This window comes from Pseudomonas sp. S2_H10 (assembly GCF_054668285.1).
Window position 1 is genome coordinate 2,980,874 of sequence record NZ_CP162754.1, and the last position, 22,911, is coordinate 3,003,784.

General features: G+C 56.8%; 35 protein-coding genes. 2 read left to right on the forward strand and 33 right to left on the reverse strand.

Annotated elements, in window-relative coordinates; all coding sequences use genetic code 11:
• Nucleotides 1-139: 139 nt before the first annotated feature.
• On the reverse strand, nt 140-1,132 hold the full coding sequence (locus AB4O16_RS13280; protein WP_460157894.1) for a GlxA family transcriptional regulator: 993 nt from the start codon (nt 1,130-1,132) through the stop codon (nt 140-142).
• 101 nt (nt 1,133-1,233) lie between these two features.
• On the opposite strand from AB4O16_RS13280, the gene AB4O16_RS13285 reads away from it, so the two are divergent.
• Nucleotides 1,234-1,782 carry a cysteine hydrolase family protein gene (locus tag AB4O16_RS13285; protein ID WP_160390344.1) on the forward strand — a complete coding sequence of 183 codons (549 nt, stop codon included), beginning with the start codon at nt 1,234-1,236 and terminating at the stop codon, nt 1,780-1,782.
• Between the two features lie 97 nt (nt 1,783-1,879).
• On the opposite strand, the gene AB4O16_RS13290 is transcribed toward AB4O16_RS13285, so the two are convergent.
• Both AB4O16_RS13290 and AB4O16_RS13295 read right to left on the reverse strand, forming a co-directional pair.
• Nucleotides 1,880-2,398 carry a single-stranded DNA-binding protein gene (locus AB4O16_RS13290; RefSeq protein WP_007984430.1) on the reverse strand — a complete coding sequence of 173 codons (519 nt, stop codon included), beginning with the start codon at nt 2,396-2,398 and terminating at the stop codon, nt 1,880-1,882.
• Between the two features lie 9 nt (nt 2,399-2,407).
• Nucleotides 2,408-3,805 (reverse strand): MFS transporter, encoded by a 1,398-nt coding sequence (locus AB4O16_RS13295; RefSeq protein ID WP_460157895.1) that lies wholly within the window; start codon nt 3,803-3,805, stop codon nt 2,408-2,410.
• Nucleotides 3,806-3,996: 191 nt separating this feature from the next.
• Between AB4O16_RS13295 and uvrA the strand changes: the two genes are divergently transcribed.
• Nucleotides 3,997-6,831: an excinuclease ABC subunit UvrA gene (gene uvrA / locus AB4O16_RS13300; protein ID WP_460157896.1), complete on the forward strand. Its 2,835-nt coding sequence runs from the start codon at nt 3,997-3,999 to the stop codon at nt 6,829-6,831.
• A gap of 64 nt (nt 6,832-6,895) precedes the next feature.
• On the opposite strand, the gene bfr is transcribed toward uvrA, so the two are convergent.
• The 30 genes from bfr to rpsJ all read right to left on the reverse strand — a co-directional run bounded on the left by bfr (nt 6,896) and on the right by rpsJ (nt 22,899).
• The gene (gene bfr, locus AB4O16_RS13305) at nt 6,896-7,360 is read right to left on the reverse strand and encodes a bacterioferritin (protein ID WP_007970123.1); all 465 of its coding nucleotides are present in this window, start codon (nt 7,358-7,360) and stop codon (nt 6,896-6,898) included.
• A gap of 148 nt (nt 7,361-7,508) precedes the next feature.
• Nucleotides 7,509-8,963, reverse strand: coding sequence for a catalase (locus AB4O16_RS13310; RefSeq protein ID WP_460157897.1), 1,455 nt, complete (start codon nt 8,961-8,963; stop codon nt 7,509-7,511).
• 235 nt (nt 8,964-9,198) lie between these two features.
• Nucleotides 9,199-9,585, reverse strand: coding sequence for a 50S ribosomal protein L17 (gene rplQ / locus AB4O16_RS13315; protein ID WP_007970429.1), 387 nt, complete (start codon nt 9,583-9,585; stop codon nt 9,199-9,201).
• A gap of 42 nt (nt 9,586-9,627) precedes the next feature.
• Nucleotides 9,628-10,629: a DNA-directed RNA polymerase subunit alpha gene (locus tag AB4O16_RS13320; protein ID WP_007970428.1), complete on the reverse strand. Its 1,002-nt coding sequence runs from the start codon at nt 10,627-10,629 to the stop codon at nt 9,628-9,630.
• Nucleotides 10,630-10,651: 22 nt separating this feature from the next.
• A complete protein-coding gene (gene rpsD, locus AB4O16_RS13325; protein WP_003176404.1) occupies nt 10,652-11,272 on the reverse strand; it encodes a 30S ribosomal protein S4 in 621 nt (206 codons plus the stop codon).
• Nucleotides 11,273-11,290: 18 nt separating this feature from the next.
• On the reverse strand, nt 11,291-11,680 hold the full coding sequence (rpsK, locus tag AB4O16_RS13330; RefSeq protein WP_002555466.1) for a 30S ribosomal protein S11: 390 nt from the start codon (nt 11,678-11,680) through the stop codon (nt 11,291-11,293).
• A gap of 30 nt (nt 11,681-11,710) precedes the next feature.
• Nucleotides 11,711-12,067, reverse strand: coding sequence for a 30S ribosomal protein S13 (gene rpsM / locus AB4O16_RS13335; protein WP_009045849.1), 357 nt, complete (start codon nt 12,065-12,067; stop codon nt 11,711-11,713).
• Between the two features lie 130 nt (nt 12,068-12,197).
• Entirely contained in the window at nt 12,198-12,314 is a 117-nt protein-coding gene (gene rpmJ, locus AB4O16_RS13340) for a 50S ribosomal protein L36 (RefSeq protein ID WP_002555468.1), read from the reverse strand.
• 24 nt (nt 12,315-12,338) lie between these two features.
• On the reverse strand, nt 12,339-13,667 hold the full coding sequence (gene secY, locus AB4O16_RS13345; RefSeq protein ID WP_003228718.1) for a preprotein translocase subunit SecY: 1,329 nt from the start codon (nt 13,665-13,667) through the stop codon (nt 12,339-12,341).
• Entirely contained in the window at nt 13,668-14,105 is a 438-nt protein-coding gene (gene rplO, locus AB4O16_RS13350; protein WP_003228720.1) for a 50S ribosomal protein L15, read from the reverse strand.
• A 3-nt stretch (nt 14,106-14,108) separates the two neighbouring features.
• Nucleotides 14,109-14,285 (reverse strand): 50S ribosomal protein L30, encoded by a 177-nt coding sequence (rpmD, locus tag AB4O16_RS13355; RefSeq protein WP_003176408.1) that lies wholly within the window; start codon nt 14,283-14,285, stop codon nt 14,109-14,111.
• Nucleotides 14,286-14,287: 2 nt separating this feature from the next.
• Nucleotides 14,288-14,788: a 30S ribosomal protein S5 gene (gene rpsE / locus AB4O16_RS13360; protein WP_003186035.1), complete on the reverse strand. Its 501-nt coding sequence runs from the start codon at nt 14,786-14,788 to the stop codon at nt 14,288-14,290.
• Nucleotides 14,789-14,791: 3 nt separating this feature from the next.
• Entirely contained in the window at nt 14,792-15,142 is a 351-nt protein-coding gene (gene rplR, locus AB4O16_RS13365; RefSeq protein ID WP_003186037.1) for a 50S ribosomal protein L18, read from the reverse strand.
• Nucleotides 15,143-15,152: 10 nt separating this feature from the next.
• Nucleotides 15,153-15,686, reverse strand: coding sequence for a 50S ribosomal protein L6 (gene rplF / locus AB4O16_RS13370; RefSeq protein WP_003176412.1), 534 nt, complete (start codon nt 15,684-15,686; stop codon nt 15,153-15,155).
• Nucleotides 15,687-15,698: 12 nt separating this feature from the next.
• The gene (rpsH, locus tag AB4O16_RS13375) at nt 15,699-16,091 is read right to left on the reverse strand and encodes a 30S ribosomal protein S8 (protein WP_003186040.1); all 393 of its coding nucleotides are present in this window, start codon (nt 16,089-16,091) and stop codon (nt 15,699-15,701) included.
• A 209-nt stretch (nt 16,092-16,300) separates the two neighbouring features.
• On the reverse strand, nt 16,301-16,606 hold the full coding sequence (gene rpsN, locus AB4O16_RS13380; RefSeq protein WP_003176414.1) for a 30S ribosomal protein S14: 306 nt from the start codon (nt 16,604-16,606) through the stop codon (nt 16,301-16,303).
• Between the two features lie 13 nt (nt 16,607-16,619).
• The gene (gene rplE, locus AB4O16_RS13385) at nt 16,620-17,159 is read right to left on the reverse strand and encodes a 50S ribosomal protein L5 (RefSeq protein ID WP_003210069.1); all 540 of its coding nucleotides are present in this window, start codon (nt 17,157-17,159) and stop codon (nt 16,620-16,622) included.
• 22 nt (nt 17,160-17,181) lie between these two features.
• A complete protein-coding gene (gene rplX / locus AB4O16_RS13390) occupies nt 17,182-17,496 on the reverse strand; it encodes a 50S ribosomal protein L24 (RefSeq protein ID WP_003176416.1) in 315 nt (104 codons plus the stop codon).
• Between the two features lie 11 nt (nt 17,497-17,507).
• On the reverse strand, nt 17,508-17,876 hold the full coding sequence (gene rplN, locus AB4O16_RS13395; protein ID WP_002555479.1) for a 50S ribosomal protein L14: 369 nt from the start codon (nt 17,874-17,876) through the stop codon (nt 17,508-17,510).
• Between the two features lie 23 nt (nt 17,877-17,899).
• A complete protein-coding gene (rpsQ, locus tag AB4O16_RS13400) occupies nt 17,900-18,166 on the reverse strand; it encodes a 30S ribosomal protein S17 (RefSeq protein WP_003444370.1) in 267 nt (88 codons plus the stop codon).
• 2 nt (nt 18,167-18,168) lie between these two features.
• Nucleotides 18,169-18,360, reverse strand: a complete 192-nt coding sequence (rpmC, locus tag AB4O16_RS13405) for a 50S ribosomal protein L29 (RefSeq protein ID WP_002555481.1) — start codon at nt 18,358-18,360, stop codon at nt 18,169-18,171.
• Nucleotides 18,360-18,773, reverse strand: a complete 414-nt coding sequence (rplP, locus tag AB4O16_RS13410; protein ID WP_003228729.1) for a 50S ribosomal protein L16 — start codon at nt 18,771-18,773, stop codon at nt 18,360-18,362. The genes rpmC and rplP overlap by 1 nt, the downstream gene beginning before the upstream one ends.
• A 12-nt stretch (nt 18,774-18,785) precedes the next feature.
• The gene (gene rpsC, locus AB4O16_RS13415) at nt 18,786-19,472 is read right to left on the reverse strand and encodes a 30S ribosomal protein S3 (RefSeq protein ID WP_007970424.1); all 687 of its coding nucleotides are present in this window, start codon (nt 19,470-19,472) and stop codon (nt 18,786-18,788) included.
• 13 nt (nt 19,473-19,485) lie between these two features.
• A complete protein-coding gene (gene rplV, locus AB4O16_RS13420) occupies nt 19,486-19,818 on the reverse strand; it encodes a 50S ribosomal protein L22 (RefSeq protein ID WP_003103908.1) in 333 nt (110 codons plus the stop codon).
• Nucleotides 19,819-19,829: 11 nt separating this feature from the next.
• Complete coding sequence (gene rpsS / locus AB4O16_RS13425) at nt 19,830-20,105, reverse strand: 30S ribosomal protein S19 (RefSeq protein WP_002555486.1); 276 nt, start codon at nt 20,103-20,105, stop codon at nt 19,830-19,832.
• A gap of 16 nt (nt 20,106-20,121) precedes the next feature.
• Entirely contained in the window at nt 20,122-20,946 is an 825-nt protein-coding gene (rplB, locus tag AB4O16_RS13430; protein ID WP_003228734.1) for a 50S ribosomal protein L2, read from the reverse strand.
• Between the two features lie 14 nt (nt 20,947-20,960).
• Nucleotides 20,961-21,260 carry a 50S ribosomal protein L23 gene (gene rplW, locus AB4O16_RS13435; protein WP_002555488.1) on the reverse strand — a complete coding sequence of 100 codons (300 nt, stop codon included), beginning with the start codon at nt 21,258-21,260 and terminating at the stop codon, nt 20,961-20,963.
• Entirely contained in the window at nt 21,257-21,859 is a 603-nt protein-coding gene (gene rplD / locus AB4O16_RS13440) for a 50S ribosomal protein L4 (RefSeq protein ID WP_003228735.1), read from the reverse strand. Before rplD ends, rplW begins: the two co-directional genes overlap by 4 nt.
• 12 nt (nt 21,860-21,871) lie before the next feature.
• The gene (rplC, locus tag AB4O16_RS13445; protein WP_003186059.1) at nt 21,872-22,507 is read right to left on the reverse strand and encodes a 50S ribosomal protein L3; all 636 of its coding nucleotides are present in this window, start codon (nt 22,505-22,507) and stop codon (nt 21,872-21,874) included.
• A gap of 80 nt (nt 22,508-22,587) precedes the next feature.
• Entirely contained in the window at nt 22,588-22,899 is a 312-nt protein-coding gene (gene rpsJ, locus AB4O16_RS13450) for a 30S ribosomal protein S10 (protein ID WP_003186070.1), read from the reverse strand.
• Nucleotides 22,900-22,911: the final 12 nt, after the last annotated feature.

Sequence of the window (22,911 nt, forward strand, 5' to 3'; positions counted from 1 at the left end):
CCTGTTTTATTCTGCACGACGCGCTTCGGTATTCCGGCATTTTGCACGATGCCAGCCAGCACACCCAACCCTGTGGGAGCGAGCTTGCTCGCGATAGCGGTGTGTCAGGCACATCAATGTATGGAATTTGGTGATGGGCCTATCGTGCCGCGGCCCCCGGCGTCACCCCGAACCGAGTCCGATAATCACTCGGCGCCAGCCCGGTGATTTTCTTGAACGTCGCACGAAACGCCCCCGGATCCTGATAACCCACGGTCCAGGCAATATGATCGATGGTGCCGTTGGTGAATTCGAGCATTTCCCGGGCCTTGCCGACTCGCAGATGCTGGCAGTACTCGGTGGGTTTGAGCCCGGTGGCCGTACGGAATCGGCGCAGGAGGGTGCGCTCTTCCAGGCCTGCCTTTTCGGCCATCGCCGCCAGCGAGACGTCGGTCGCCCCGGTGCTTTGCAGCCAGTGCTGCACCTTAAGGATCGCCGCATCGCCATGACTGAGAATCGGCGCAAAATTACTACCGCACTCACTGGCGCTGTCGCTGTGCTCAACCACCAGAAACCGCGCGGTGCTGGTGGCGATGCTTGGCCCCAGCAGCCTGTTGACCAGGCGCAACCCCAGCTCGGACCAGGCCATCAGTCCGGCGGTGGTGATCAGATCTCCGTCATCGACAATCGGCGTGTCGGCCTTGAGCCGGATCGCCGGATAACGTTCGGCGAAGGCTTTGGCCGAGGTCCAGTGAGTGGTGGCGCTGCGACCGTCGAGCAGACCGCTTTCAGCCAGCAGGATAGAGCCCACGCACACCCCGCCCAGCGTTGCGCCGCGGGCATGTTGCTCACGCAACCAGCGGATCAGCCCCAGTGGCGCCTGGCCCTCGGAAAAACCGCCGATCGACGGAGGAATCAATACCGCCACCAGGGCGCGCTCCGTGCCGGGATGGCTGTCGAACACCCGAACCGGCATCTGATCGCCCTCGACCTGCCAATGGCTGACCCGCAGCAGCGGCAACCGGGCGCTCTGATGCTCGGCAGCGATCCGGTTGGCCACCCCGAACAAGTCCGTCAAGCCATGCACCGCCGCCATCTGTGCGCCGGGATAGATCAGCACACCGAGCTCGGCGATTGCCCTTTCTGCGTCCATTGTCAGTTTTCCCCCTCTTAATGTCGGTGCGGCCAATCCCCGGACCGCCCGCCAGAGCCAATACTTCATTCCACACCAACACACACTTCGAGGAAACAGTCATGGCCAAGCAAGCGCTCATCGTAGTCGATATCCAGAACGACTACTTCCCCCAAGGCAAGTGGCCGCTGGTCGGTGCCGATGTCGCCGCAGACAACGCCGTTCGCTTGATCGAGGCCTTCCGCAAGGCCGGTGATTCGGTGGTGCACATCCGCCACGAATTCACTTCCGAAGAAGCGCCGTTTTTCACCCCGAACTCCGAAGGCGCCAAGCTGCACCCGAAAGTGCTCAACCGCGCCGACGAACCGGTAGTACTCAAGCACTTCGTCAACTCGTTCCGCGAAACCGCGTTGAAGTCGATCCTCGACGAGCAAGGCATCAAGGAGCTGGTGGTCGTGGGCAGCATGAGCCACATGTGCGTCGACGGCATCACCCGTGCGGCGGCGGACTTTGGCTACAAGGTGACCGTGATCCATGACGCCTGCGCCACTCGTGACCTGGAATTCAATGGCGTGACGGTGCCGGCGGCGCACGTCCATGCGGCGTTCATGGCGGCCCTGGCGTTTGCCTATGCCAGCGTGGTGTCGGCCAACGATTTCCTCGCGGCCTGAGTCTGCGACTAAATATCACCGCTCATAAAAAACCCGCACTTCAGATCGAAGTGCGGGTTTTGTTTTTCAGCTTGCCGTTTGCAGGCTTTCAGCAGCTTTAGAACGGAATATCGTCATCAAAGCTGTCGAAATCCGGAGCTGGCTGAGGAGCCGCCTGCTGTGGAGCCGGGCGCGACTGCTGCGGCGCCGACTGCTGTGGACGCGGAGCCTGCTGGCGCGGAGCGGATTGCTGGTAGTTGTTACCGCCGCCCTGGCCCTGCTGGTCGCCCTGTGGACGGCCGCCGAGCAATTGCATGGTGCCTTGCATGTCGACCACGATTTCGGTGGTGTAACGCTTGATACCGTCTTTTTCCCACTCGCGGGTCTGCAGCTTGCCTTCGATGTACACCTGCGAACCTTTACGCAGGTATTCGCCGGCGATTTCCGCAACCTTGCCGAACATCGACACACGGTGCCATTCGGTCTTTTCGACTTTCTGACCGGTTTGCTTGTCGGTCCACTGTTCGCTGGTTGCCAGACTCAGGTTGGTCACGGCGTTGCCGTTCGGCAGATAACGAACTTCAGGATCCTGGCCGCAAGTGCCGACCAATATGACTTTGTTAACCCCACGGGCCATTGCGTTCTCCTAGGCTTCGCACGCTGTCGCGGCCGGGTTGTTCACCAGACGCTCGAGAGTGGTGCGATCCAATAATTCTGTGTCCAGTTTGATGTAAATGGCGGCTTCATCGGCAACGACAATTGCATCTGTTACCCCTACGACGGCCTTGAGGCGCTCGATCAGGCCAGCTTCACGAATCGCTTCGGGCGACAACGGCAAGCGCAGGCTTGTGACGTAGGGAGGTTCGCGCATGGTAACAGCAAAGGCCAGCCAGAGGGCAGCCAGAGCCGCGCATCCGAGGAACACAACCGACAGACCGCCATGCTGGAACAGCCAGCCACCGAGGATTCCCCCCAGTGCCGAGCCGAGGAACTGGCTGGTGGAATAAACCCCCATCGCCGTGCCCTTCCCGCCTGCCGGTGAAACCTTGCTGATCAGCGACGGCAGTGAAGCCTCCAGCAGATTGAACGCGGTGAAAAACACCACCGTACCGATCACCAGAGCCCGCAAGCTGTCGCCGAACTGCCAGAAGAATAGCTCAGTGAGCAGCAGCGTCACGACGGCGCCGAGCAAAACTCGTTTCATTTTGCGTTTCTTTTCGCCGTAGATAATGAACGGGATCATGGCGAAGAAAGAAATCAGCAGCGCGGTCAGGTACACCCACCAGTGCTGCTCTTTGGGCAGCCCGGCCTTCTCGACCAGCGCCAGTGGCAAGGCGACGAAGCTGGACATCAACATCGCGTGCAACACAAAAATGCCCAGGTCCAGGCGCAACAGGTCCGGATGCTTGAGCGTCGGGATCAGCGCCTGGCGCGCAACGCCGGATTCGCGATGCTGCAACGGGCCGGTGGAGCGCGGCACCATGAACATCACGATCACGATGCCGAACAGCGCCATGCCACCGGTGGCCAGAAACAGCCCGGACAGCCCGAAGGCACGGGTCAGCAGCGGACCCACCACCATGGCCACCGCAAACGACAGGCCGATGGTCATGCCGATCATGGCCATGGCCTTGGTCCGGTGCTGCTCGCGGGTCAGGTCGGACAGCAAGGCCATGACCGCCGCGGAAATCGCCCCGGCACCCTGCAGGATTCGTCCGGCGATCACGCCCCAGATCGAATCGGCCTGCGACGCCAGCACACTGCCCAGGGCGAAGACGATCAGCCCCAGGTAAATCACCGGACGGCGGCCGATGCGGTCGGAAATGATCCCGAACGGAATCTGGAAAACCGCCTGGGTCAGGCCATAAGCGCCAATCGCCAGGCCGATCAGTGCCGGCGTGGCTCCGGCCAGATCCATCCCATAGGTCGCCAGTACCGGCAACACCATGAACATGCCAAGCATACGGAAGGCGAACACCAGGGCCAGACCGCTTGCTGCGCGGGTCTCGCTGCCACTCATGCGCTCGCTGTGGGGATCGTGCATGGAAAAACCTCATGTGAACCGGCGGCGATTCTACCAGTCCCATCGATTGGCGGGGTATATCGCGACGCTTTGACGCGCATTGCTGACACACTCTTCATGCAAAACAGTAACTCACTCGTTTGATAGTGTGCATCCATCCAGTATTTGGCCGTATACTCCTACGTTTTCGACGCCCGCCGAGCGAGGCCACCTTGGACAAGATCCTGATTCGTGGGGCTCGAACCCACAACCTGAAGAACATCGACCTGACCCTGCCACGGGACAAGCTGATCGTCATCACCGGCCTGTCCGGATCCGGCAAGTCATCCCTGGCATTCGACACCCTGTACGCCGAAGGCCAGCGCCGCTACGTCGAATCGCTGTCGGCCTACGCCCGGCAGTTCCTGTCGATGATGGAAAAGCCTGACGTCGACACCATTGAAGGCCTGTCGCCGGCAATTTCCATCGAACAGAAGTCAACCTCGCACAACCCGCGTTCGACGGTCGGCACCATCACCGAAATCTACGACTACCTGCGCCTGCTTTATGCACGCGTGGGTATTCCGCGTTGCCCGGATCACGACATTCCGCTGGAAGCGCAGACCGTCAGCCAGATGGTCGACCTGGTCCTCGCCGAACCGGAAGGCAGCAAGCTGATGCTGCTGGCGCCGGTCATCCGCGAGCGCAAAGGCGAGCACCTGTCGGTTTTCGAAGAGCTGCGCGCGCAAGGCTTCGTGCGTGCCCGGATCAACGGCAAGCTCTATGAGCTGGACGAAGCGCCGAAGCTCGACAAGCAGAAAAAGCACACCATCGATGTCGTGGTCGACCGCTTCAAGGTGCGCGCCGACCTGCAACAACGCCTGGCCGAATCCTTCGAGACCGCGCTGAAGCTGGCGGACGGCATCGCCCTGGTGGCGCCGATGGACGACGAGCCTGGCGAAGAGATGATCTTCTCCGCACGCTTCGCCTGCCCGATCTGCGGCCACGCCATCAGTGAGCTGGAACCCAAGCTGTTCTCCTTCAACAACCCGGCCGGCGCTTGCCCGACCTGCGATGGTCTGGGGGTAAAGCAGTTCTTCGATATCAAGCGCCTGGTCAACGGCGAACTGACCCTGGCCGAAGGAGCGATTCGCGGATGGGACCGGCGCAACGTCTATTACTTCCAGATGCTCGGGTCGCTGGCCGCCCACTATAAATTCAGTCTGGAAGTGCCATTCAACGAATTGGCCGCTGATCAGCAGAAAAACATCCTGCACGGCAGCGGCACGCAAAACGTCGATTTCAAGTACCTGAACGACCGTGGCGACATCGTCAAACGCTCGCACCCGTTCGAAGGCATCGTGCCGAACCTGGAACGCCGTTACCGCGAAACCGAATCGGCATCGGTGCGCGAAGAACTGGCCAAGTTCCTCAGCACCCAGTCGTGCCCGGACTGCCGTGGCACTCGTCTGCGTCGCGAAGCGCGGCACGTTTGGGTTGGCGAGAAAACCCTGCCGGCGGTGACCAACCTGCCGATCGGCGATGCATCCGAGTACTTTGGCGGGCTCAAACTCACCGGCCGGCGTGGCGAAATCGCCGACAAGATCCTCAAGGAAATCCGCGAGCGTTTGCAGTTCCTGGTCAACGTCGGCCTCGACTATCTGTCGCTGGATCGCAGCGCCGACACCTTGTCCGGTGGCGAGGCCCAGCGCATTCGTCTGGCCAGCCAGATTGGCGCCGGCCTGGTGGGCGTCCTGTACATCCTCGACGAACCCTCCATCGGCCTGCATCAGCGCGATAACGACCGGCTGCTGGGCACCCTCAAGCACCTGCGCGACATCGGTAACACGGTGATCGTGGTCGAGCACGACGAAGATGCCATTCGCCTGGCCGACTACGTGGTGGACATCGGCCCGGGCGCCGGCGTGCACGGCGGGCATATCGTCGCCGAAGGCACACCGGCCGAAGTCATGGCGCATCCGGATTCGCTGACGGGCAAATACCTGTCGGGCCGGGTGAAGATCGAAGTCCCGGCCAAACGCACACCGCGCAACAAGAAGCTGACGCTGGCGCTCAAGGGCGCGCGTGGCAACAACCTGCGCAATGTCGACCTGGAGATTCCGATCGGTTTGCTGACTTGCGTGACCGGCGTGTCCGGCTCCGGCAAGTCGACGCTGATCAACAACACGCTGTTCCCGTTGAGCGCCACTGCACTCAACGGCGCCACAACGCTTGAAGCGGCCGCACACGACAGCATCAAGGGCCTGGAGCACCTGGACAAGGTGGTCGACATCGACCAGAGCCCTATCGGCCGGACTCCGCGTTCCAACCCGGCGACCTACACCGGGTTGTTTACGCCAATCCGCGAATTGTTCGCCGGCGTGCCGGAATCACGCTCCCGTGGCTACGGGCCGGGGCGCTTCTCCTTCAACGTCAAGGGCGGCCGTTGCGAAGCCTGCCAGGGCGATGGCCTGATCAAGGTGGAAATGCACTTCCTGCCGGACATCTACGTGCCGTGCGACGTGTGCAAGAGCAAGCGCTACAACCGCGAAACCCTGGAGATCAAGTACAAGGGCAAGAGCATCCACGAAACCCTCGAGATGACCATCGAGGAAGCGCGGGTGTTCTTCGATGCCGTACCGGCCCTGGCGCGCAAGCTGCAAACCTTGATGGATGTAGGCCTGTCGTACATCAAGCTGGGGCAATCGGCGACCACGCTCTCCGGCGGTGAAGCCCAGCGGGTGAAACTGTCACGCGAACTGTCCAAGCGTGATACCGGCAAGACCCTGTACATCCTCGATGAACCGACCACCGGCCTGCACTTCGCGGATATCCAGCAACTGCTGGACGTGTTGCATCGCCTGCGCGACCACGGCAACACCGTGGTGGTGATCGAGCACAACCTGGACGTGATCAAGACCGCTGACTGGCTTGTGGACCTCGGTCCGGAAGGGGGTTCCAAGGGCGGGCAGATCATTGCCGTCGGCACGCCGGAGGAAGTAGCCGAGATGAAGCAGTCTCATACCGGTTACTACCTCAAACCTTTGCTGGAGCGCGATCGGGCTTAACCGGGCGCCATGAAAAAGCCCCTGTCACTTCATCAGTGACAGGGGCTTTTTTGTATCCGCGATATCAGGCGTGGGATTGCAGGTAGTTCTCTAGCCCGATCAACTTGATCAGACCCAACTGCTTCTCGAGCCAGTAGGTGTGATCTTCTTCAGTGTCATGCAACTGAACCCGCAGCATCTCGCGGCTGACATAGTCCTTGTGCTGCTCGCAGAGCTTGATGCCCTTGCACAGCGCAGCACGAACCTTGTACTCCAGGCGCAGATCCGCTTCGAGCATCTCGGTCACCGTAGTGCCGACATCGAGATCGTCCGGACGCATGCGCGGCGTGCCTTCTAGCATCAGGATACGGCGCATCAGCGCATCGGCGTGCCCTGCTTCTTCTTCCATCTCGTGGTTGATACGTTCGTAGAGCTTGGTGAAACCCCAGTCCTCATACATCCGCGAGTGGACGAAATATTGATCACGCGCGGCCAGTTCGCCGGTCAGCAACGTGTTGAGGTAATCGATTACGTCTGGGTGGCCTTGCATCGCCCTACATCTCCCTGCTTGAAAGTTATAGTTTGAACCAACCCGGCCATAACGTCACTCGCAAGACGCAATAAAAGCGAAGATATTCTGAGAAAACCAGCCGAAATAACGCAAAAACCGCCCAAACAAGGGCGGTTCTGCTTCTCATTTAGACTTCGTTAAGCTGTACGTTGAGCAGCTTTGCGATTGCTTCTCCATACGCCGGATCAGCCTTGAAGAAATGCTGCAACTGACGGTCAACCACATCACTCGATACACCCGCCATCGCACCGGCGATGTTGCTGACCAGCAATGATTTCTGCTGGTCGGACATCAGGCGGAACAATGCACCGGCGTGACTGTAGTAGTCGGTATCCTCGCGGTGATCGTAACGATCGGCCGCACCACTGAGGGCCAACGCGGGCTCTGCGTAACGAGGCGCCTGCTTGGGTGACTCTACGTAGCTGTTTGGCTCGTAGTTCGGCGCCGCACCGCCATTGTTGCCAAAGGCCATCGAGCCGTCGCGCTGGTAAGTATTGACCGGGCTGCGCGGAGCATTGACTGGCAGTTGTTGATGGTTGGTGCCGACACGGTAGCGGTGTGCGTCCGCATAGGCGAACACACGCCCTTGCAGCATGCGATCCGGCGACAGACCAACGCCTGGCACCATGTTGCTGGGGCCGAACGCCGCTTGCTCGACTTCCGCGAAGTAATTCTGCGGATTGCGATTGAGCTCCAGTTCACCCACTTCAATCAGCGGGAACTCTTTCTGCGACCAGGTCTTGGTTACATCAAAGGGGTTCTCGTAATGCGCAGCCGCCTGAGCCTCGCTCATGATTTGAATGCACACGCGCCATTTCGGGAAATCACCCTGCTCGATGGCTTTGAACAGGTCACGCTGGGCGTAATCCGGATCAGTACCCGCCAGGCGTGCAGCCTCGGCAGGAGCCAGGTTCTTGATTCCTTGTTTGGTCTTGTAGTGCCACTTCACCCAGTGACGCTCACCTTGAGCGTTGATGAGGCTGTAAGTGTGGCTACCAAAGCCGTGCATGTGCCGGTATCCGTCAGGAATACCCCGATCGGAGAACAGGATGGTGACCTGGTGAAGCGCCTCGGGCGAATGCGACCAGAAGTCCCACATCATCTGGACACTCTTCAGGTTGCTTTGCGGCAAGCGCTTCTGGGTGTGGATAAAGTCGGGAAACTTCAGCGGATCACGAATGAAGAACACTGGCGTGTTGTTGCCGACAATGTCCCAGTTGCCTTCCTCGGTATAGAACTTCAGGGCAAACCCGCGCGGATCACGCTCGGTATCGGCCGAACCACGCTCACCACCCACAGTGGAAAACCGCAGGAAAGTGGGAGTTTGCTTGCCGACTGCGTCAAACAGCCTGGCACTGGTGTACTGGGTGATATCGCGCGTCACGGTGAACGTACCGTAAGCGCCCGAGCCTTTGGCGTGCACTCGGCGTTCCGGGATGTTTTCACGGTTGAAGTGGGCAAGCTTCTCGATCAGGTGAAAGTCGTCGAGCAGCAGCGGGCCACGAGGGCCGGCGGAGCGGGAATTCTGGTTATCGGCAACAGGAGCGCCGCTGGCGGTGGTAAGCGTTGTGTTCTGGCTCATGCGATCTTCCTTCATCTGTCGGTCTTGAACTGCCGGCTAATCGGCTGAGAAGGAGTATTGACCATCAATATGACAGCTACAAATTCATTAACTTGCATGAATCGATAGATAAATACTAATGATCATCCCCATTTCATAATGAAGACACGGACACAGAAGATGCTTGTACAAACAGCGCGTTTCTTACAGGCACAAAAAACCGGGCACTAGGCCCGGTTTTTTGTATTTTGACGTCTTACTCGGCGGATACAGCTTCGCCAGCAGTAGCACGATCAACCAACTCGACGTACGCCATAGGCGCGTTGTCGCCAGCGCGGAAACCGCACTTGAGGATGCGCAGGTAGCCACCCTCACGGGTAGCGTAACGCTTGCCCAGGTCGTTGAAGAGCTTACCAACGATAGCTTTCGAACGAGTACGGTCGAAAGCCAGACGACGGTTAGCAACGCTATCTGTCTTGGCCAGAGTGATCAGCGGCTCGGCAACGCGGCGCAGTTCTTTGGCTTTTGGCAGAGTAGTTTTGATCAGCTCGTGCTCGAACAGCGACACCGCCATGTTTTGGAACATGGCCTTGCGGTGCGAGCTGGTGCGGCTCAGGTGACGACCACTTTTACGATGACGCATGGTTCATTCCTTACCAAACACTACGTTCGGTGATTACGACGATCAGGCAGTCGCCTTGTCGTCCTTCTTAAGACTTGCAGGCGGCCAGTTGTCGAGGCGCATGCCGAGGGACAGACCGCGGGAGGCCAGAACGTCCTTGATTTCAGTCAAGGATTTCTTGCCCAGGTTCGGAGTCTTCAACAGTTCCACTTCGGTACGCTGAATCAGGTCACCGATGTAGTAAATGTTTTCCGCCTTAAGGCAGTTAGCCGAACGTACAGTCAGTTCCAGATCGTCAACCGGGCGAAGCAGGATCGGATCGATCTCGTCTTCCTGCTCGACAACCACTGGCTCACTGTCACCCTTGAGGTCGACGAACGCAGCCAACTGCTGTTGCAGGATGGTTGCAGCGCGGCGAATTGCCTCTTCAGGATCCAGAGTACCGTTGGTTTCCAGATCAATAACCAGCTTGTCCAGGTTAGTACGCTGCTCGACACGGGCGTTTTCCACCACGTATGCGATACGGCGAACCGGGCTGAACGAAGAGTCAAGCTGCAAGCGACCGATGCTGCGGCTTTCGTCTTCATCGCTCTGACGCGAGTCTGCCGGTTCATAACCACGACCACGAGCTACTACGAGCTTCATGTTCAGGGCGCCGTTAGACGCCAGGTTAGCGATTACGTGATCGGGATTAACGATCTCGACATCATGATCCAGCTGAATATCGGCAGCGGTAACCACCCCCGAACCCTTCTTCGACAAGGTCAGCGTAACTTCGTCACGACCGTGCAGCTTGATAGCCAGACCTTTAAGGTTCAACAGGATTTCAATTACGTCTTCCTGTACACCTTCGATGGCGCTGTACTCGTGGAGCACACCGTCAATCTCGGCCTCGACTACTGCACAGCCGGGCATTGAGGACAACAGGATGCGGCGCAGCGCGTTGCCCAGGGTATGGCCGAAACCACGCTCGAGAGGCTCGAGAGTGATCTTGGCGCGGGTTGGACTGACAACCTGCACATCAATGTGGCGGGGTGTCAGGAACTCATTTACCGAAATCTGCATGGATGCACCTATTTTCTAGCCCTTACTTGGAGTAGAGCTCGACAATCAGGCTTTCGTTGATGTCGGCGGACAGATCACTGCGAGCTGGAACGTTCTTGAAAACGCCCGACTTCTTCTCAGTGTCTACTTCTACCCATTCTACGCGGCCACGTTGGGCACACAGATCGAGAGCTTGGACAATGCGAAGTTGATTTTTTGCTTTCTCGCGAACAGCGACCACGTCACCAGCACGAACCTGGTAGGACGGAACGTTAACGGTCTGACCGTTTACGCTGATCGACTTGTGCGATACCAGCTGACGGGATTCGGCACGAGTCGAACCAAAGCCCATACGGTATACAACGTTGTCCAGACGGCATTCGAGCAGTTGCAGCAGGTTTTCACCGGTTGCACCTTTCTTGCCAGCAGCTTCTTTGTAGTAGCCGCTGAATTGACGCTCGAGAACGCCGTAGATACGACGGACCTTCTGCTTTTCACGCAGTTGGGTGCCGTAGTCGGACTGGCGACCGCGGCGTTGGCCGTGGATACCAGGTGCTGCTTCAATGTTGCACTTCGATTCGATCGCGCGCACGCCGCTCTTCAGGAAGAGATCGGTGCCTTCGCGACGAGCGAGTTTGCATTTTGGACCAATGTAACGAGCCATTCTTTACAATCTCCTGGATTACACGCGGCGCTTCTTCGGCGGACGGCACCCGTTGTGCGGGATTGGCGTCACGTCGGTGATGCTGGCGATCTTGTAGCCACAGCCGTTCAAAGCGCGGACTGCGGATTCACGACCTGGACCTGGACCTTTGACATTGACGTCGAGGTTTTTCAGGCCGTATTCCAGCGCAGCTTGACCAGCACGTTCAGCAGCTACTTGAGCAGCAAACGGGGTGGACTTGCGGGAACCGCGGAAACCCGAACCACCGGAGGTAGCCCAGGAAAGAGCGTTACCTTGACGGTCGGTGATGGTCACGATGGTGTTGTTAAAAGATGCATGGATGTGGGCGATGCCATCAACCACTGTCTTTTTAACTTTTTTACGAGGACGAGCAGCAGGTTTTGCCATGATTAAATTCCTGTCGATTCGCTGGGGCGATTACTTGCGGATCGGCTTACGCGGACCTTTACGGGTACGCGCGTTGGTCTTGGTACGCTGACCGCGTACTGGAAGACCGCGACGATGACGCAGACCGCGATAGCAACCGAGGTCCATCAAGCGCTTGATTTTCATGTTGATTTCGCGACGCAGGTCACCTTCAGTGGTGAACTTCGCCACTTCGCCACGCAGCTGTTCAATCTGCTCGTCGCTCAGATCTTTGATCTTTGCTGCTGGGTTTACCCCAGTCTCTGCACAAATTTTCTGTGCAGTAGTGCGACCAACACCATAGATGTAGGTCAGCGAGATAACAGTATGCTTGTTATCTGGAATGTTGACGCCTGCAATACGGGCCATTCAGTGGGACTCCAATTGACAGCTACCTACGCCCCGGAAGCCAAGAAATAGGGCGCGAGATAATATCGCTGTAATAACAAATAATCAACCCGGCAGCGCACTAGCTGCCGGGCTTGAAGCACAATCACACTCAGCCTTGGCGCTGTTTGTGACGCGGTTCCGCGCTGCAAATTACTCGAACAACACCTTCGCGGCGAATAATCTTGCAGTTACGGCACAGCTTTTTCACCGATGCACGAACTTTCATCACCAACTCCTCGAACCTTATGGGTCAGCGCAGCATGCCGCTGCCGTAACCCTTCAGGTTGGCTTTCTTCATCAGGGATTCGTACTGGTGCGAAACGAGGTGCGATTGTACTTGGGACATGAAGTCCATCACAACCACGACGACGATCAGCAACGAGGTCCCGCCAAGGTAGAACGGTACGTTGGCTGCAACCACCAGGAACTGGGGCAACAGGCAGACGGCCGTCATGTAAAGAGCACCGAACATGGTCAAGCGAGTCAGAACGCCATCAATGTAGCGCGCAGACTGCTCACCTGGACGGATGCCCGGAATAAAGGCACCGGACTTCTTCAGGTTTTCCGCTACGTCTTTCGGATTGAACATCAACGCCGTATAGAAGAAGCAGAAGAAAATAATCCCTGCACTAAACAGCAGAATATTCAACGGCTGACCAGGAGCGATCGACTGCGAGATGTCCTGCAACCAGCCCATACCTTCAGACTGACCGAACCAGGCACCCAACGAAGCCGGGAACAGCAAAATGCTGCTCGCGAAAATAGCCGGAATAACACCGGCCATGTTCACCTTCAACGGCAAGTGGCTAGTCTGCGCAGCGAAGACCTTGCGGCCCTGCTGACGCTTGGCGTAGTGAACAGCAATACGACGCTGACCACGCTCAATGAACACCACGAAACCGATAATCGCTACTGCCAGCAAACCGATGGCAACCAGGGCGAAGATGTTGATATCACCCTGACGTGCAGACTCGAAAGACTGCCCGATCGCTCTCGGAAGACCGGCGACGATACCCGAAAAAATCAACATCGAGATACCGTTGCCAACACCACGCTCAGTAATCTGCTCACCCAGCCACATCATGAACATCGCACCAGCCACAAAAGTGGATACCGCGACGAAATGGAAGCCAAAGTCACCAGTGAACGCAACGCCCTGCCCCGCCAGACCAATGGACATGCCAATAGCCTGAACGAGAGCGAGGACGACAGTGCCGTAGCGGGTGTACTGGCTGATCTTGCGACGGCCAGCTTCACCTTCCTTCTTCAACTGCTCCAGCTGCGGGCTGACGGCTGTCATCAGTTGCATGATGATCGATGCCGAGATGTACGGCATGATCCCCAGTGCAAAGATGCTCATCCGTTCCAGCGCGCCGCCGGAAAACATGTTGAACAAGCTAAGAATGGTCCCCTCATTCTGTCGAAACAGGTCCGCGAGTCGGTCCGGGTTGATACCTGGAACCGGGATGTGTGCGCCTATTCGGTAGACGATAATCGCCAGGAACAGAAAACGCAGACGAGCCCAGAGTTCAGACATACCGCCTTTGCCGAGCGCAGAGAGAGCACCTTGCTTAGCCATTTATTCCTCGAACTTGCCGCCAGCTGCTTCGATAGCCGCACGCGCACCTTTGGTGGCGCCGATTCCCTTGCCGATAGTGACAGCGCGAGTCACTTCACCGGACAGCATGATTTTCACACGCTGTACGTTGACGTTGATCACGTTGGCATCTTTCAGGGACTGCACGGTGACGATGTCGCCTTCCACTTTAGCCAGCTCGGACAGACGCACTTCTGCGCGGTCCATGGCCTTCAGGGAAACGAAACCGAACTTCGGCAGGCGACGATGCAGCGGCTGTTGACCGCCTTCAAAGCCTGGAGCAATGGTGCCACCGGAGCGGGAGGTCTGACCTTTGTGGCCACGGCCACCAGTCTTACCCAAACCGCTACCGATACCACGGCCCGGACGATGCTTTTCGCGACGGGAACCCGGCGCTGGACTCAGATCATTGAGTTTCATCGATTAACCCTCGACACGCAGCATGTAGTAAGCCTTGTTGATCATCCCGCGATTCTCGGGAGTATCCTGGACTTCTACAGTGTGACCGATGCGACGCAGACCCAGACCCTTAACGCACAGTTTGTGGTTAGGGATGCGGCCGGTCATGCTTTTGATCAGCGTTACTTTAACGGTAGCCATGATCAGAAGATCTCCTTGACGCTTTTGCCACGCTTGGCGGCAATGGATTCAGGAGACTGCATTGCTTTCAAACCCTTGAAAGTGGCGTGAACCACGTTTACCGGGTTAGTCGAGCCGTAGCACTTGGCCAGAACGTTCTGAACGCCAGCAACTTCGAGGACAGCACGCATAGCGCCGCCAGCGATGATACCGGTACCTTCAGAAGCAGGCTGCATGTACACCTTCGAAGCGCCGTGAGCGGACTTCATTGCGTACTGCAGAGTGGTGCCGTTCAGATCAACCTGGATCATGTTGCGGCGAGCAGCTTCCATTGCCTTCTGGATCGCAGCAGGCACTTCACGCGACTTGCCACGGCCGAAGCCAACACGGCCCTTACCATCACCAACCACGGTCAACGCGGTGAAAGTGAAGATACGGCCGCCTTTAACGGTTTTGGCTACGCGGTTAACTTGAACCAGCTTCTCGATGTAGCCTTCGTCGCGCTTTTGGTCGTTATTTGACATAACTTAGAACTCCAGCCCAGCTTCACGAGCAGCATCAGCCAGCGCTTTAACGCGGCCGTGGTACTTGAAGCCAGAGCGGTCGAAAGCCACTTGCGAGACGCCAGCGGCCTTAGCACGCGTAGCGACCAGCTGGCCAACCTTAGTGGCCGCGTCGATGTTGCCGGTGGCACCATCACGCAGTTCTTTATCCAAAGTCGAGGCGCTTGCCAGGACTTTGTTGCCGTCGGCCGAAATGACCTGGGCGTAGATGTGCTGCGAAGAGCGGAACACGCAGAGACGCACGACTTCGAGTTCGTGCATTTTCAGGCGTGCTTTGCGAGCGCGACGCAGTCGAGTAACTTTTTTGTCGGTCATTTGCTATGCCCTACTTCTTCTTGGCTTCTTTACGACGGACGACTTCGTCCGCGTAGCGCACACCTTTGCCTTTGTACGGCTCTGGTGGACGGAAGTCGCGGATCTCGGCGGCCACTTGACCTACCAGCTGCTTGTCGATGCCCTTGATCAGGATATCGGTCTGGCTAGGAGTCTCAGCGGTGATGCCTTCCGGCAGTTCATAATCCACTGGGTGCGAGAAGCCAAGAGCCAGGTTCAGCACTGTGCCTTTTGCTTGCGCTTTGTAACCAACACCGACCAGCTGGAGCTTGCGCTCGAAGCCTTGGCTTACGCCTTGGACCATGTTGTTTACCAACGCACGAGTGGTACCAGCCATTGCGCGAGTCTGTTGATCGCCATTGCGAGCAGCGAAACGCAGCTCACCAGCTTCTTCAACGATCTCAACGGACGAATGGATGTTCAGTTCGAGAGTGCCCTTGGCACCCTTCACCGAAAGCTGTTGGCCTGCGAATTTTACTTCGACACCGGCTGGCAGCTTAACGGGGTTCTTAGCGACGCGAGACATGCTTATCCCCCCTTAGAACACAGTGCAAAGAACTTCGCCGCCGACACCGGCAGCGCGCGCAGCACGATCAGTCATCACACCCTTGTTGGTGGAGACGATAGACACACCGAGACCGCCACGAACTTTTGGCAGATCATCGACGGACTTGTACTGACGCAGGCCTGGACGGCTAACGCGCTTCACTTCTTCGATAACCGGACGGCCTTCGAAGTACTTCAGCTCGATGGACAGCAGTGGTTTGATTTCGCTGCTGATCTGATAACCCGCAATGTAACCTTCGTCCTTCAGGACTTTGGCAACAGCTACCTTCAACGTGGAAGATGGCATGCTTACGACGGACTTTTCAGCCATCTGGGCATTACGGATACGAGTTAGCATGTCCGCTAACGGGTCCTGCATACTCATGGGCTAGACGCTCCTAATACAAAAAAATTAGCCTTGCGGCTATTACGTGTCGCCGAGAATCTCCGGGCATGAAAAACACGGGCTCAGGCGAGCCGGGTATTCTAGACACACCGCAGAAATGAATCAAGCCCCAAAAGGGGCTTGATCCAGATTCAAGGCCACCGGTGGTCAGGATCTTGCGATCCTGGACACCGAGACTTTGACAGTACTTACCAGCTGGCTTTAACCAGACCCGGTACGTCACCACGCATGGCAGCTTCACGCAGCTTGTTACGGCCGAGGCCGAACTTGCGGTAAACACCGTGTGGACGACCGGTCAGGCGGCAGCGGTTACGCATGCGCGAAGCGCTTGCGTCACGTGGCTGCTTCTGCAGGGCTACTGTAGCTTCCCAACGCGCTTCTGGACTTGCGTTCAGATCAACGATGATAGCTTTCAGTGCTGCACGCTTCTTGGCGTACTTGGCAACCGTGAGCTGACGCTTCAGCTCGCGGTTTTTCATGCTCATCTTGGCCATGGTCCTACTCCAATCAGTTGCGGAACGGGAATTTGAACGCACGCAGCAGAGCGCGGCCTTCATCATCGTTCTTGGCAGTGGTGGTCAGGGTGATGTCCAGACCGCGGAGAGCATCGATCTTGTCGTAGTCGATTTCCGGGAAGATGATCTGCTCTTTCACGCCCATGCTGTAGTTGCCACGACCATCGAAGGACTTGGCATTCAGGCCGCGGAAGTCGCGAACCCGAGGCAGGGAGATCGACAGCAGACGATCCAGGAACTCGTACATACGCTCACGGCGCAGGGTCACTTTGACGCCGATCGGCCAACCTTCACGGACTTTAAAGCCAGCGATGGATTTGCGAGCGTAGGTCACAACGACTTTCTGGCCGGTGATCTTTTCCAGGTCAGCAACAGCGTGCTCGATGACTTTTTTGTCGCCGATCGCTTCGCCCAGACCCATGTTCAGGGTGATTTTGGTAACGCGCGGAACTTCCATCACGTTCGAAAGCTTAAGTTCTTCCTTAAGTTTCGGAGCAATTTCCTTCCGGTAAATCTCTTTTAGTCGTGCCATGGTCTCATCTACCTAGCAGTGTTCAAGCATCAACCGCTTTTTGGGTCGACTTGAAGACACGAATTTTCTTGCCGTCTTCTACTTTGAAACCAACGCGGTCAGCCTTGTTGGTTTCGCCGTTGAAAATGGCGACGTTAGAAGCATCCAGTGGAGCTTCTTTTTCGACGATACCGCCCTGCACGCCCGACATCGGGTTAGGCTTGGTATGACGCTTGACCAGGTTCAGACCACCAATAACCAGACGGTTGTTAGCGAGAACCTTAAGCACCTTACCGCGCTTACCTTTGTCTTTGCCGGCGATCACGATGATCTCGTCGTCACGACGAATCTTTTGCATGTCGGATCTCCTTACAGCACTTCTGGGGCGAGCGAGACGATCTTCATGAACTTCTCAGTACGAAGTTCACGGGTCACTGGCCCAAAGATACGGGTGCCGATCGGCTCTTGCTTGTTGTTCAACAGAACAGCAGCGTTGCCATCAAAGCGGATAATGGAGCCATCAGCACGACGTACGCCGTGACGAGTGCGGACTACAACAGCAGTCATCACTTGGCCTTTTTTCACTTTACCGCGAGGAATTGCTTCCTTCACGGTAACTTTGATGATGTCACCGATACCAGCGTAACGACGATGGGAGCCACCCAGCACCTTGATGCACATAACACGGCGAGCGCCGCTGTTATCGGCCACATCGAGCATGGATTGAGTCTGAATCATATAATTTCTCCGACCCCTAGTCCTTAGACTTCCACAGCGCGTTCGAGAATATCAACCAGCGCCCAAGACTTGGTCTTGGCCAAAGGACGAGTTTCACGAATAGTGACTTTGTCGCCGATGTGGCACTGGTTGGTTTCGTCGTGCGCGTGCAGCTTAGTCGAACGCTTAACATATTTACCGTAGATCGGGTGCTTAACGCGACGCTCGATCAGAACGGTGATGGTTTTGTCCATCTTGTCGCTGACAACACGGCCAGTCAGCGTACGGACAGTTTTTTCGGCTTCAGCCATGATTACTTACCTGCCTGCTGGTTGAGCACAGTCTTCACGCGAGCGATGTCACGCTTAACTTGCGAGAGCAGATGAGACTGCCCCAACTGGCCAGTTGCTTTCTGCATGCGCAGATTGAACTGGTCGCGCAGCAGGCCGAGCAGTTGCTCGTTCAGCTGCTGTGCGGATTTTTCACGAAGTTCATTCGCTTTCATCACATCACCGTCCGTTTAACAAAGGAGGTGGCGAGCGGCAGCTTTGCAGCAGCCAGGGCGAAAGCCTCACGCGCCAGCTCTTCAGAAACACCCTCGATTTCATACAGGACTTTGCCTGGCTGAATCTGGGCAACCCAGTATTCCACGTTACCCTTACCTTTACCCATCCGAACCTCGAGAGGTTTTTTGGAGATCGGCTTGTCCGGGAATACACGGATCCAGATCTTGCCGCCACGTTTTACGTGACGGGTCAGAGCACGACGTGCTGACTCGATCTGACGAGCGGTGAGACGACCACGAGCAACAGACTTCAGCGCGAACTCGCCGAAGCTGACTTTGCTACCGCGCAATGCCAGGCCACGGTTGTGACCAGTCATTTGCTTGCGGAACTTCGTACGCTTTGGTTGCAACATTTGGCGTACCCCTTACTTAGCAGCTTTTTTACGAGGCGCTGGTGCTTGTGGTTTCAGTTCTTCTTGGCGACCACCAATTACTTCGCCTTTGAAGATCCAAACCTTTACACCGATCACACCGTAAGTGGTGTGAGCTTCGTAGTTGGCATAGTCGATGTCGGCACGCAGGGTGTGCAATGGCACACGACCTTCGCGATACCATTCAGTACGTGCGATTTCAGCACCGCCGAGACGACCGCTCACTTGGATTTTGATGCCTTTGGCACCAATGCGCATGGCGTTCTGTACAGCGCGCTTCATAGCGCGACGGAACATTACGCGACGCTCCAGCTGCTGAGCTACGCTCTGCGCAACCAGCATACCGTCGAGTTCCGGCTTGCGGATCTCTTCGATATTGATGTGCACAGGCACACCCATTTGCTTGGTCAGGTCCTGACGCAGTTTCTCAACATCTTCACCTTTCTTCCCGATAACGATACCTGGACGAGCGGTGTGGATGGTGATGCGTGCAGTTTGGGCCGGACGATGGATATCGATACGGCTTACGGACGCGCTTTTTAGTTTGTCTTGGAGGTACTCACGCACATTCAGATCTGCGAGCAAATAGTCCGCATAAGTCCGACCGTCTGCGTACCAGACGGAGGTGTGCTCCTTGACGATTCCCAGGCGAATGCCAATGGGATGTACTTTCTGACCCATCTCTTCGACTCCGTTACTTGTCAGCAACCTTGACAGTGATATGGCAAGACCGCTTGACGATGCGATCAGCACGGCCTTTGGCACGTGGCATGATGCGCTTCAGCGAACGCCCTTCGTTGACGAAAACAGTGCTGACCTTCAGGTCATCAACGTCTGCGCCTTCGTTATGCTCGGCGTTGGCTACGGCCGACTCCAGCACTTTCTTCATGATCTCGGCGGCTTTCTTACTGCTGAAAGCCAACAGGTTGAGCGCTTCGCCCACCTTCTTCCCGCGGATCTGGTCGGCGACCAAGCGGGCTTTCTGGGCGGAGATTCGAGCGCCCGACAACTTAGCGGCTACTTCCATTTCCTAACCCCTTAACGCTTGGCTTTCTTGTCTGCCACGTGCCCGCGATAAGTGCGGGTACCGGCGAACTCGCCCAGTTTGTGGCCGACCATGTCTTCGTTCACGAGAACTGGGACGTGCTGACGACCGTTGTGTACTGCGATGGTCAAACCGACCATTTGTGGCAGGATCATCGAACGGCGCGACCAGGTTTTCACTGGTTTGCGATCGTTCTTTTCCGCCGCCACTTCGATCTTCTTCAGTAGGTGAAGATCGATAAAAGGACCTTTTTTCAGAGAACGTGGCACTGTCGTATCCCTCTATTTACTTGCGACGACGGACGATCATTTTGTCGGTACGCTTATTACCACGAGTCTTCGCGCCCTTAGTCGGGAAGCCCCATGGCGATACCGGATGACGACCACCAGAGGTACGACCTTCACCACCACCATGTGGGTGGTCAACCGGGTTCATGGCAACACCACGAACGGTTGGGCGAACGCCACGCCAGCGTTTGGCACCAGCTTTACCCAGCGAACGCAGGCTGTGCTCGGAGTTCGAGACTTCGCCCAGGGTCGCACGGCATTCAGCCAGGACTTTACGCATTTCACCGGAACGCAGACGCAGGGTAACGTACACACCTTCACGAGCGATCAGCTGAGCCGAAGCACCAGCGGAACGAGCGATCTGTGCGCCTTTACCTGGCTTCAGTTCGATGCCGTGTACGGTAGAACCGACTGGAATGTTGCGCAGTTGCAGAGCGTTGCCTGGCTTGATTGGAGCCAGAGCGCCTGCGATCAGCTGGTCGCCAGCACTCACGCCTTTAGGGGCGATGATGTAGCGGCGCTCGCCGTCTGCGTAGCAGAGCAGTGCGATGTGAGCAGTACGGTTTGGATCGTATTCGATACGCTCGACAGTGGCGACGATGCCATCTTTGTCGTTGCGACGGAAATCGACCATACGGTAATGCTGCTTATGACCACCACCGATGTGACGAGTGGTAATACGGCCATTGTTGTTACGACCACCAGTCTTCGACTTCTTCTCGAGCAGCGGTGCGTGAGGAGCGCCTTTATGCAGCTCCTGGTTGACCACCTTGACCACAAAACGGCGGCCAGGGGAAGTCGGTTTGCATTTAACGATTGCCATGATGCACCCCTTCCTTACTCAGCACTGCTGCTGAAATCGAGATCTTGGCCTGGCTGAAGGGAGATAACTGCCTTCTTCCAGTCATTACGCTTGCCCAGACCGCGAGCAGTGCGCTTGCTCTTACCCAGAACGTTCAGGGTAGTGACGCGCTCTACTTTCACGCTGAACAGGCTTTCGACGGCCTTCTTGATTTCCAGCTTGGTTGCATCAGTAGCAACCTTGAAAACGAACTGGCCTTTCTTGTCTGCCAGAACCGTAGCCTTCTCGGAAACGTGCGGGCCAAGCAGAACTTTAAATACGCGTTCCTGGTTCATCCCAGCAGCTCCTCGAATTTCTTCACGGCCGACACGGTGATCAACACCTTGTCGTATGCGATCAGACTAACTGGATCGGAACCTTGCACGTCACGTACATCAACGTGTGGCAGGTTACGAGCAGCCAGGTACAGGTTCTGATCAACAGCGTCGGACACGATCAGAACGTCGGTCAGGCTCATGTTGTTCAGTTTGCCCAGCAGGTCTTTGGTTTTCGGCGTTTCAACGGCGAAATCCTGAACCACGACCAGACGATCAGTACGCACCAGCTCAGCAAGGATGGAACGCATTGCTGCGCGATACATCTTCTTGTTCAGCTTCTGGGAGTGATCCTGAGGACGAGCTGCGAAAGTGGTACCGCCGCCACGCCAGATTGGGCTACGGATAGTACCGGCACGAGCACGGCCAGTACCTTTCTGACGCCATGGGCGCTTGCCGCCACCACGAACGTCGGAACGGGTCTTTTGCTGCTTGGAACCCTGACGGCCGCCGGCCATGTAGGCCACGACTGCTTGGTGAACCAGCGTCTCGTTGAATTCGCCGCCAAATGTCAGTTCGGAAACTTCGATCGCTTGAGCGTCATTTACATTTAATTGCATGTCAGCTTCCCCTTAACCGCGAGCCTTGGCTGCTGGACGTACAACCAAGTTGCCGCCAGTAGCGCCAGGAACAGCGCCCTTGACCAACAACAGATTGCGTTCAGCGTCCACGCGCACTACTTCGAGGGACTGCACGGTCACGCGCTCAGCGCCCATATGACCGGACATTTTTTTGCCCTTGAATACACGACCAGGAGTCTGGCACTGGCCGATAGAGCCTGGAACGCGGTGGGATACGGAGTTACCGTGGGTGTTATCTTGCCCGCGGAAATTCCAACGCTTGATCGTACCCTGGAAGCCTTTACCCTTGGACTGACCGGTTACATCAACCAGTTGACCAGCGGCGAAGATTTCAGCGTTGATCAGATCGCCGGCCTGGTACTCGCCTTCTTCAAGGCGGAATTCCATTACGGTACGACCAGCGGCAACGTTCGCTTTAGCGAAGTGGCCAGCCTGAGCTGCTGTTACACGCGAAGCACGACGCTCGCCGACAGTGACTTGCACTGCACGATAGCCATCGGTCTCTTCAGTTTTGAACTGGGTGACGCGATTCGGCTCGATCTCAATGACCGTGACCGGAATGGAGACACCTTCTTCGGTGAAAATACGGGTCATACCGCATTTACGACCGACTACACCAATAGTCATGTTGTAAACCTCATGAGTGTACGGGGCTTTCACCCGCTATGGCCGCCCATTTCAGAGCGTTACACGACTAAGACCGAGTCTTAGCCGAGGCTGATCTGCACTTCCACACCGGCCGCAAGATCAAGCTTCATAAGAGCATCAACGGTTTTATCCGTTGGTTGGACGATGTCCAGAACGCGCTTATGAGTACGGATCTCGTACTGGTCACGCGCGTCTTTGTTGACGTGCGGGGAGACCAGAACGGTGAACCGCTCTTTACGGGTAGGCAGTGGAATTGGACCACGCACTTGAGCACCAGTACGTTTCGCGGTTTCCACGATTTCCTGGGTTGATTGGTCGATCAGGCGATGGTCGAAAGCCTTCAACCTGATACGGATTTGCTGATTTTGCATTGGATTTCAGAC

Bases quoted from the DNA above. Each gene is read 5' to 3' on its own strand.
- AB4O16_RS13280 (WP_460157894.1), bottom strand. From the start codon at position 1,132: ATGGACGCAGAAAGGGCAATCGCCGAGCTCGGTGTGCTGATCTATCCC.
- AB4O16_RS13285 (WP_160390344.1), top strand. From the start codon at position 1,234: ATGGCCAAGCAAGCGCTCATCGTAGTCGATATCCAGAACGACTACTTC.
- AB4O16_RS13290 (WP_007984430.1), bottom strand. From the start codon at position 2,398: ATGGCCCGTGGGGTTAACAAAGTCATATTGGTCGGCACTTGCGGCCAG.
- AB4O16_RS13295 (WP_460157895.1), bottom strand. From the start codon at position 3,805: ATGCACGATCCCCACAGCGAGCGCATGAGTGGCAGCGAGACCCGCGCA.
- bfr (WP_007970123.1), bottom strand. From the start codon at position 7,360: ATGCAAGGCCACCCAGACGTAATCGATTACCTCAACACGTTGCTGACC.
- AB4O16_RS13310 (WP_460157897.1), bottom strand. From the start codon at position 8,963: ATGAGCCAGAACACAACGCTTACCACCGCCAGCGGCGCTCCTGTTGCC.
- rplQ (WP_007970429.1), bottom strand. From the start codon at position 9,585: ATGCGTCATCGTAAAAGTGGTCGTCACCTGAGCCGCACCAGCTCGCAC.
- AB4O16_RS13320 (WP_007970428.1), bottom strand. From the start codon at position 10,629: ATGCAGATTTCGGTAAATGAGTTCCTGACACCCCGCCACATTGATGTG.
- rpsD (WP_003176404.1), bottom strand. From the start codon at position 11,272: ATGGCTCGTTACATTGGTCCAAAATGCAAACTCGCTCGTCGCGAAGGC.
- rpsK (WP_002555466.1), bottom strand. From the start codon at position 11,680: ATGGCAAAACCTGCTGCTCGTCCTCGTAAAAAAGTTAAAAAGACAGTG.
- rpsM (WP_009045849.1), bottom strand. From the start codon at position 12,067: ATGGCCCGTATTGCAGGCGTCAACATTCCAGATAACAAGCATACTGTT.
- rpmJ (WP_002555468.1), bottom strand. From the start codon at position 12,314: ATGAAAGTTCGTGCATCGGTGAAAAAGCTGTGCCGTAACTGCAAGATT.
- secY (WP_003228718.1), bottom strand. From the start codon at position 13,667: ATGGCTAAGCAAGGTGCTCTCTCTGCGCTCGGCAAAGGCGGTATGTCT.
- rplO (WP_003228720.1), bottom strand. From the start codon at position 14,105: ATGAAACTCAATGATCTGAGTCCAGCGCCGGGTTCCCGTCGCGAAAAG.
- rpmD (WP_003176408.1), bottom strand. From the start codon at position 14,285: ATGGCTACCGTTAAAGTAACGCTGATCAAAAGCATGACCGGCCGCATC.
- rpsE (WP_003186035.1), bottom strand. From the start codon at position 14,788: ATGTCAAATAACGACCAAAAGCGCGACGAAGGCTACATCGAGAAGCTG.
- rplR (WP_003186037.1), bottom strand. From the start codon at position 15,142: ATGACCGACAAAAAAGTTACTCGACTGCGTCGCGCTCGCAAAGCACGC.
- rplF (WP_003176412.1), bottom strand. From the start codon at position 15,686: ATGTCTCGCGTCGCTAAGAACCCCGTTAAGCTGCCAGCCGGTGTCGAA.
- rpsH (WP_003186040.1), bottom strand. From the start codon at position 16,091: ATGAGTATGCAGGACCCGTTAGCGGACATGCTAACTCGTATCCGTAAT.
- rpsN (WP_003176414.1), bottom strand. From the start codon at position 16,606: ATGGCCAAGATGAGCATGAAAAACCGCGAGCTGAAGCGTCAGCTCACG.
- rplE (WP_003210069.1), bottom strand. From the start codon at position 17,159: ATGGCACGACTAAAAGAGATTTACCGGAAGGAAATTGCTCCGAAACTT.
- rplX (WP_003176416.1), bottom strand. From the start codon at position 17,496: ATGCAAAAGATTCGTCGTGACGACGAGATCATCGTGATCGCCGGCAAA.
- rplN (WP_002555479.1), bottom strand. From the start codon at position 17,876: ATGATTCAGACTCAATCCATGCTCGATGTGGCCGATAACAGCGGCGCT.
- rpsQ (WP_003444370.1), bottom strand. From the start codon at position 18,166: ATGGCTGAAGCCGAAAAAACTGTCCGTACGCTGACTGGCCGTGTTGTC.
- rpmC (WP_002555481.1), bottom strand. From the start codon at position 18,360: ATGAAAGCGAATGAACTTCGTGAAAAATCCGCACAGCAGCTGAACGAG.
- rplP (WP_003228729.1), bottom strand. From the start codon at position 18,773: ATGTTGCAACCAAAGCGTACGAAGTTCCGCAAGCAAATGACTGGTCAC.
- rpsC (WP_007970424.1), bottom strand. From the start codon at position 19,472: ATGGGTCAGAAAGTACATCCCATTGGCATTCGCCTGGGAATCGTCAAG.
- rplV (WP_003103908.1), bottom strand. From the start codon at position 19,818: ATGGAAGTAGCCGCTAAGTTGTCGGGCGCTCGAATCTCCGCCCAGAAA.
- rplB (WP_003228734.1), bottom strand. From the start codon at position 20,946: ATGGCAATCGTTAAATGCAAACCGACTTCCCCTGGCCGCCGTTTTGTG.
- rplW (WP_002555488.1), bottom strand. From the start codon at position 21,260: ATGAACCAGGAACGCGTATTTAAAGTTCTGCTTGGCCCGCACGTTTCC.
- rplD (WP_003228735.1), bottom strand. From the start codon at position 21,859: ATGCAATTAAATGTAAATGACGCTCAAGCGATCGAAGTTTCCGAACTG.
- rplC (WP_003186059.1), bottom strand. From the start codon at position 22,507: ATGACTATTGGTGTAGTCGGTCGTAAATGCGGTATGACCCGTATTTTC.
- rpsJ (WP_003186070.1), bottom strand. From the start codon at position 22,899: ATGCAAAATCAGCAAATCCGTATCAGGTTGAAGGCTTTCGACCATCGC.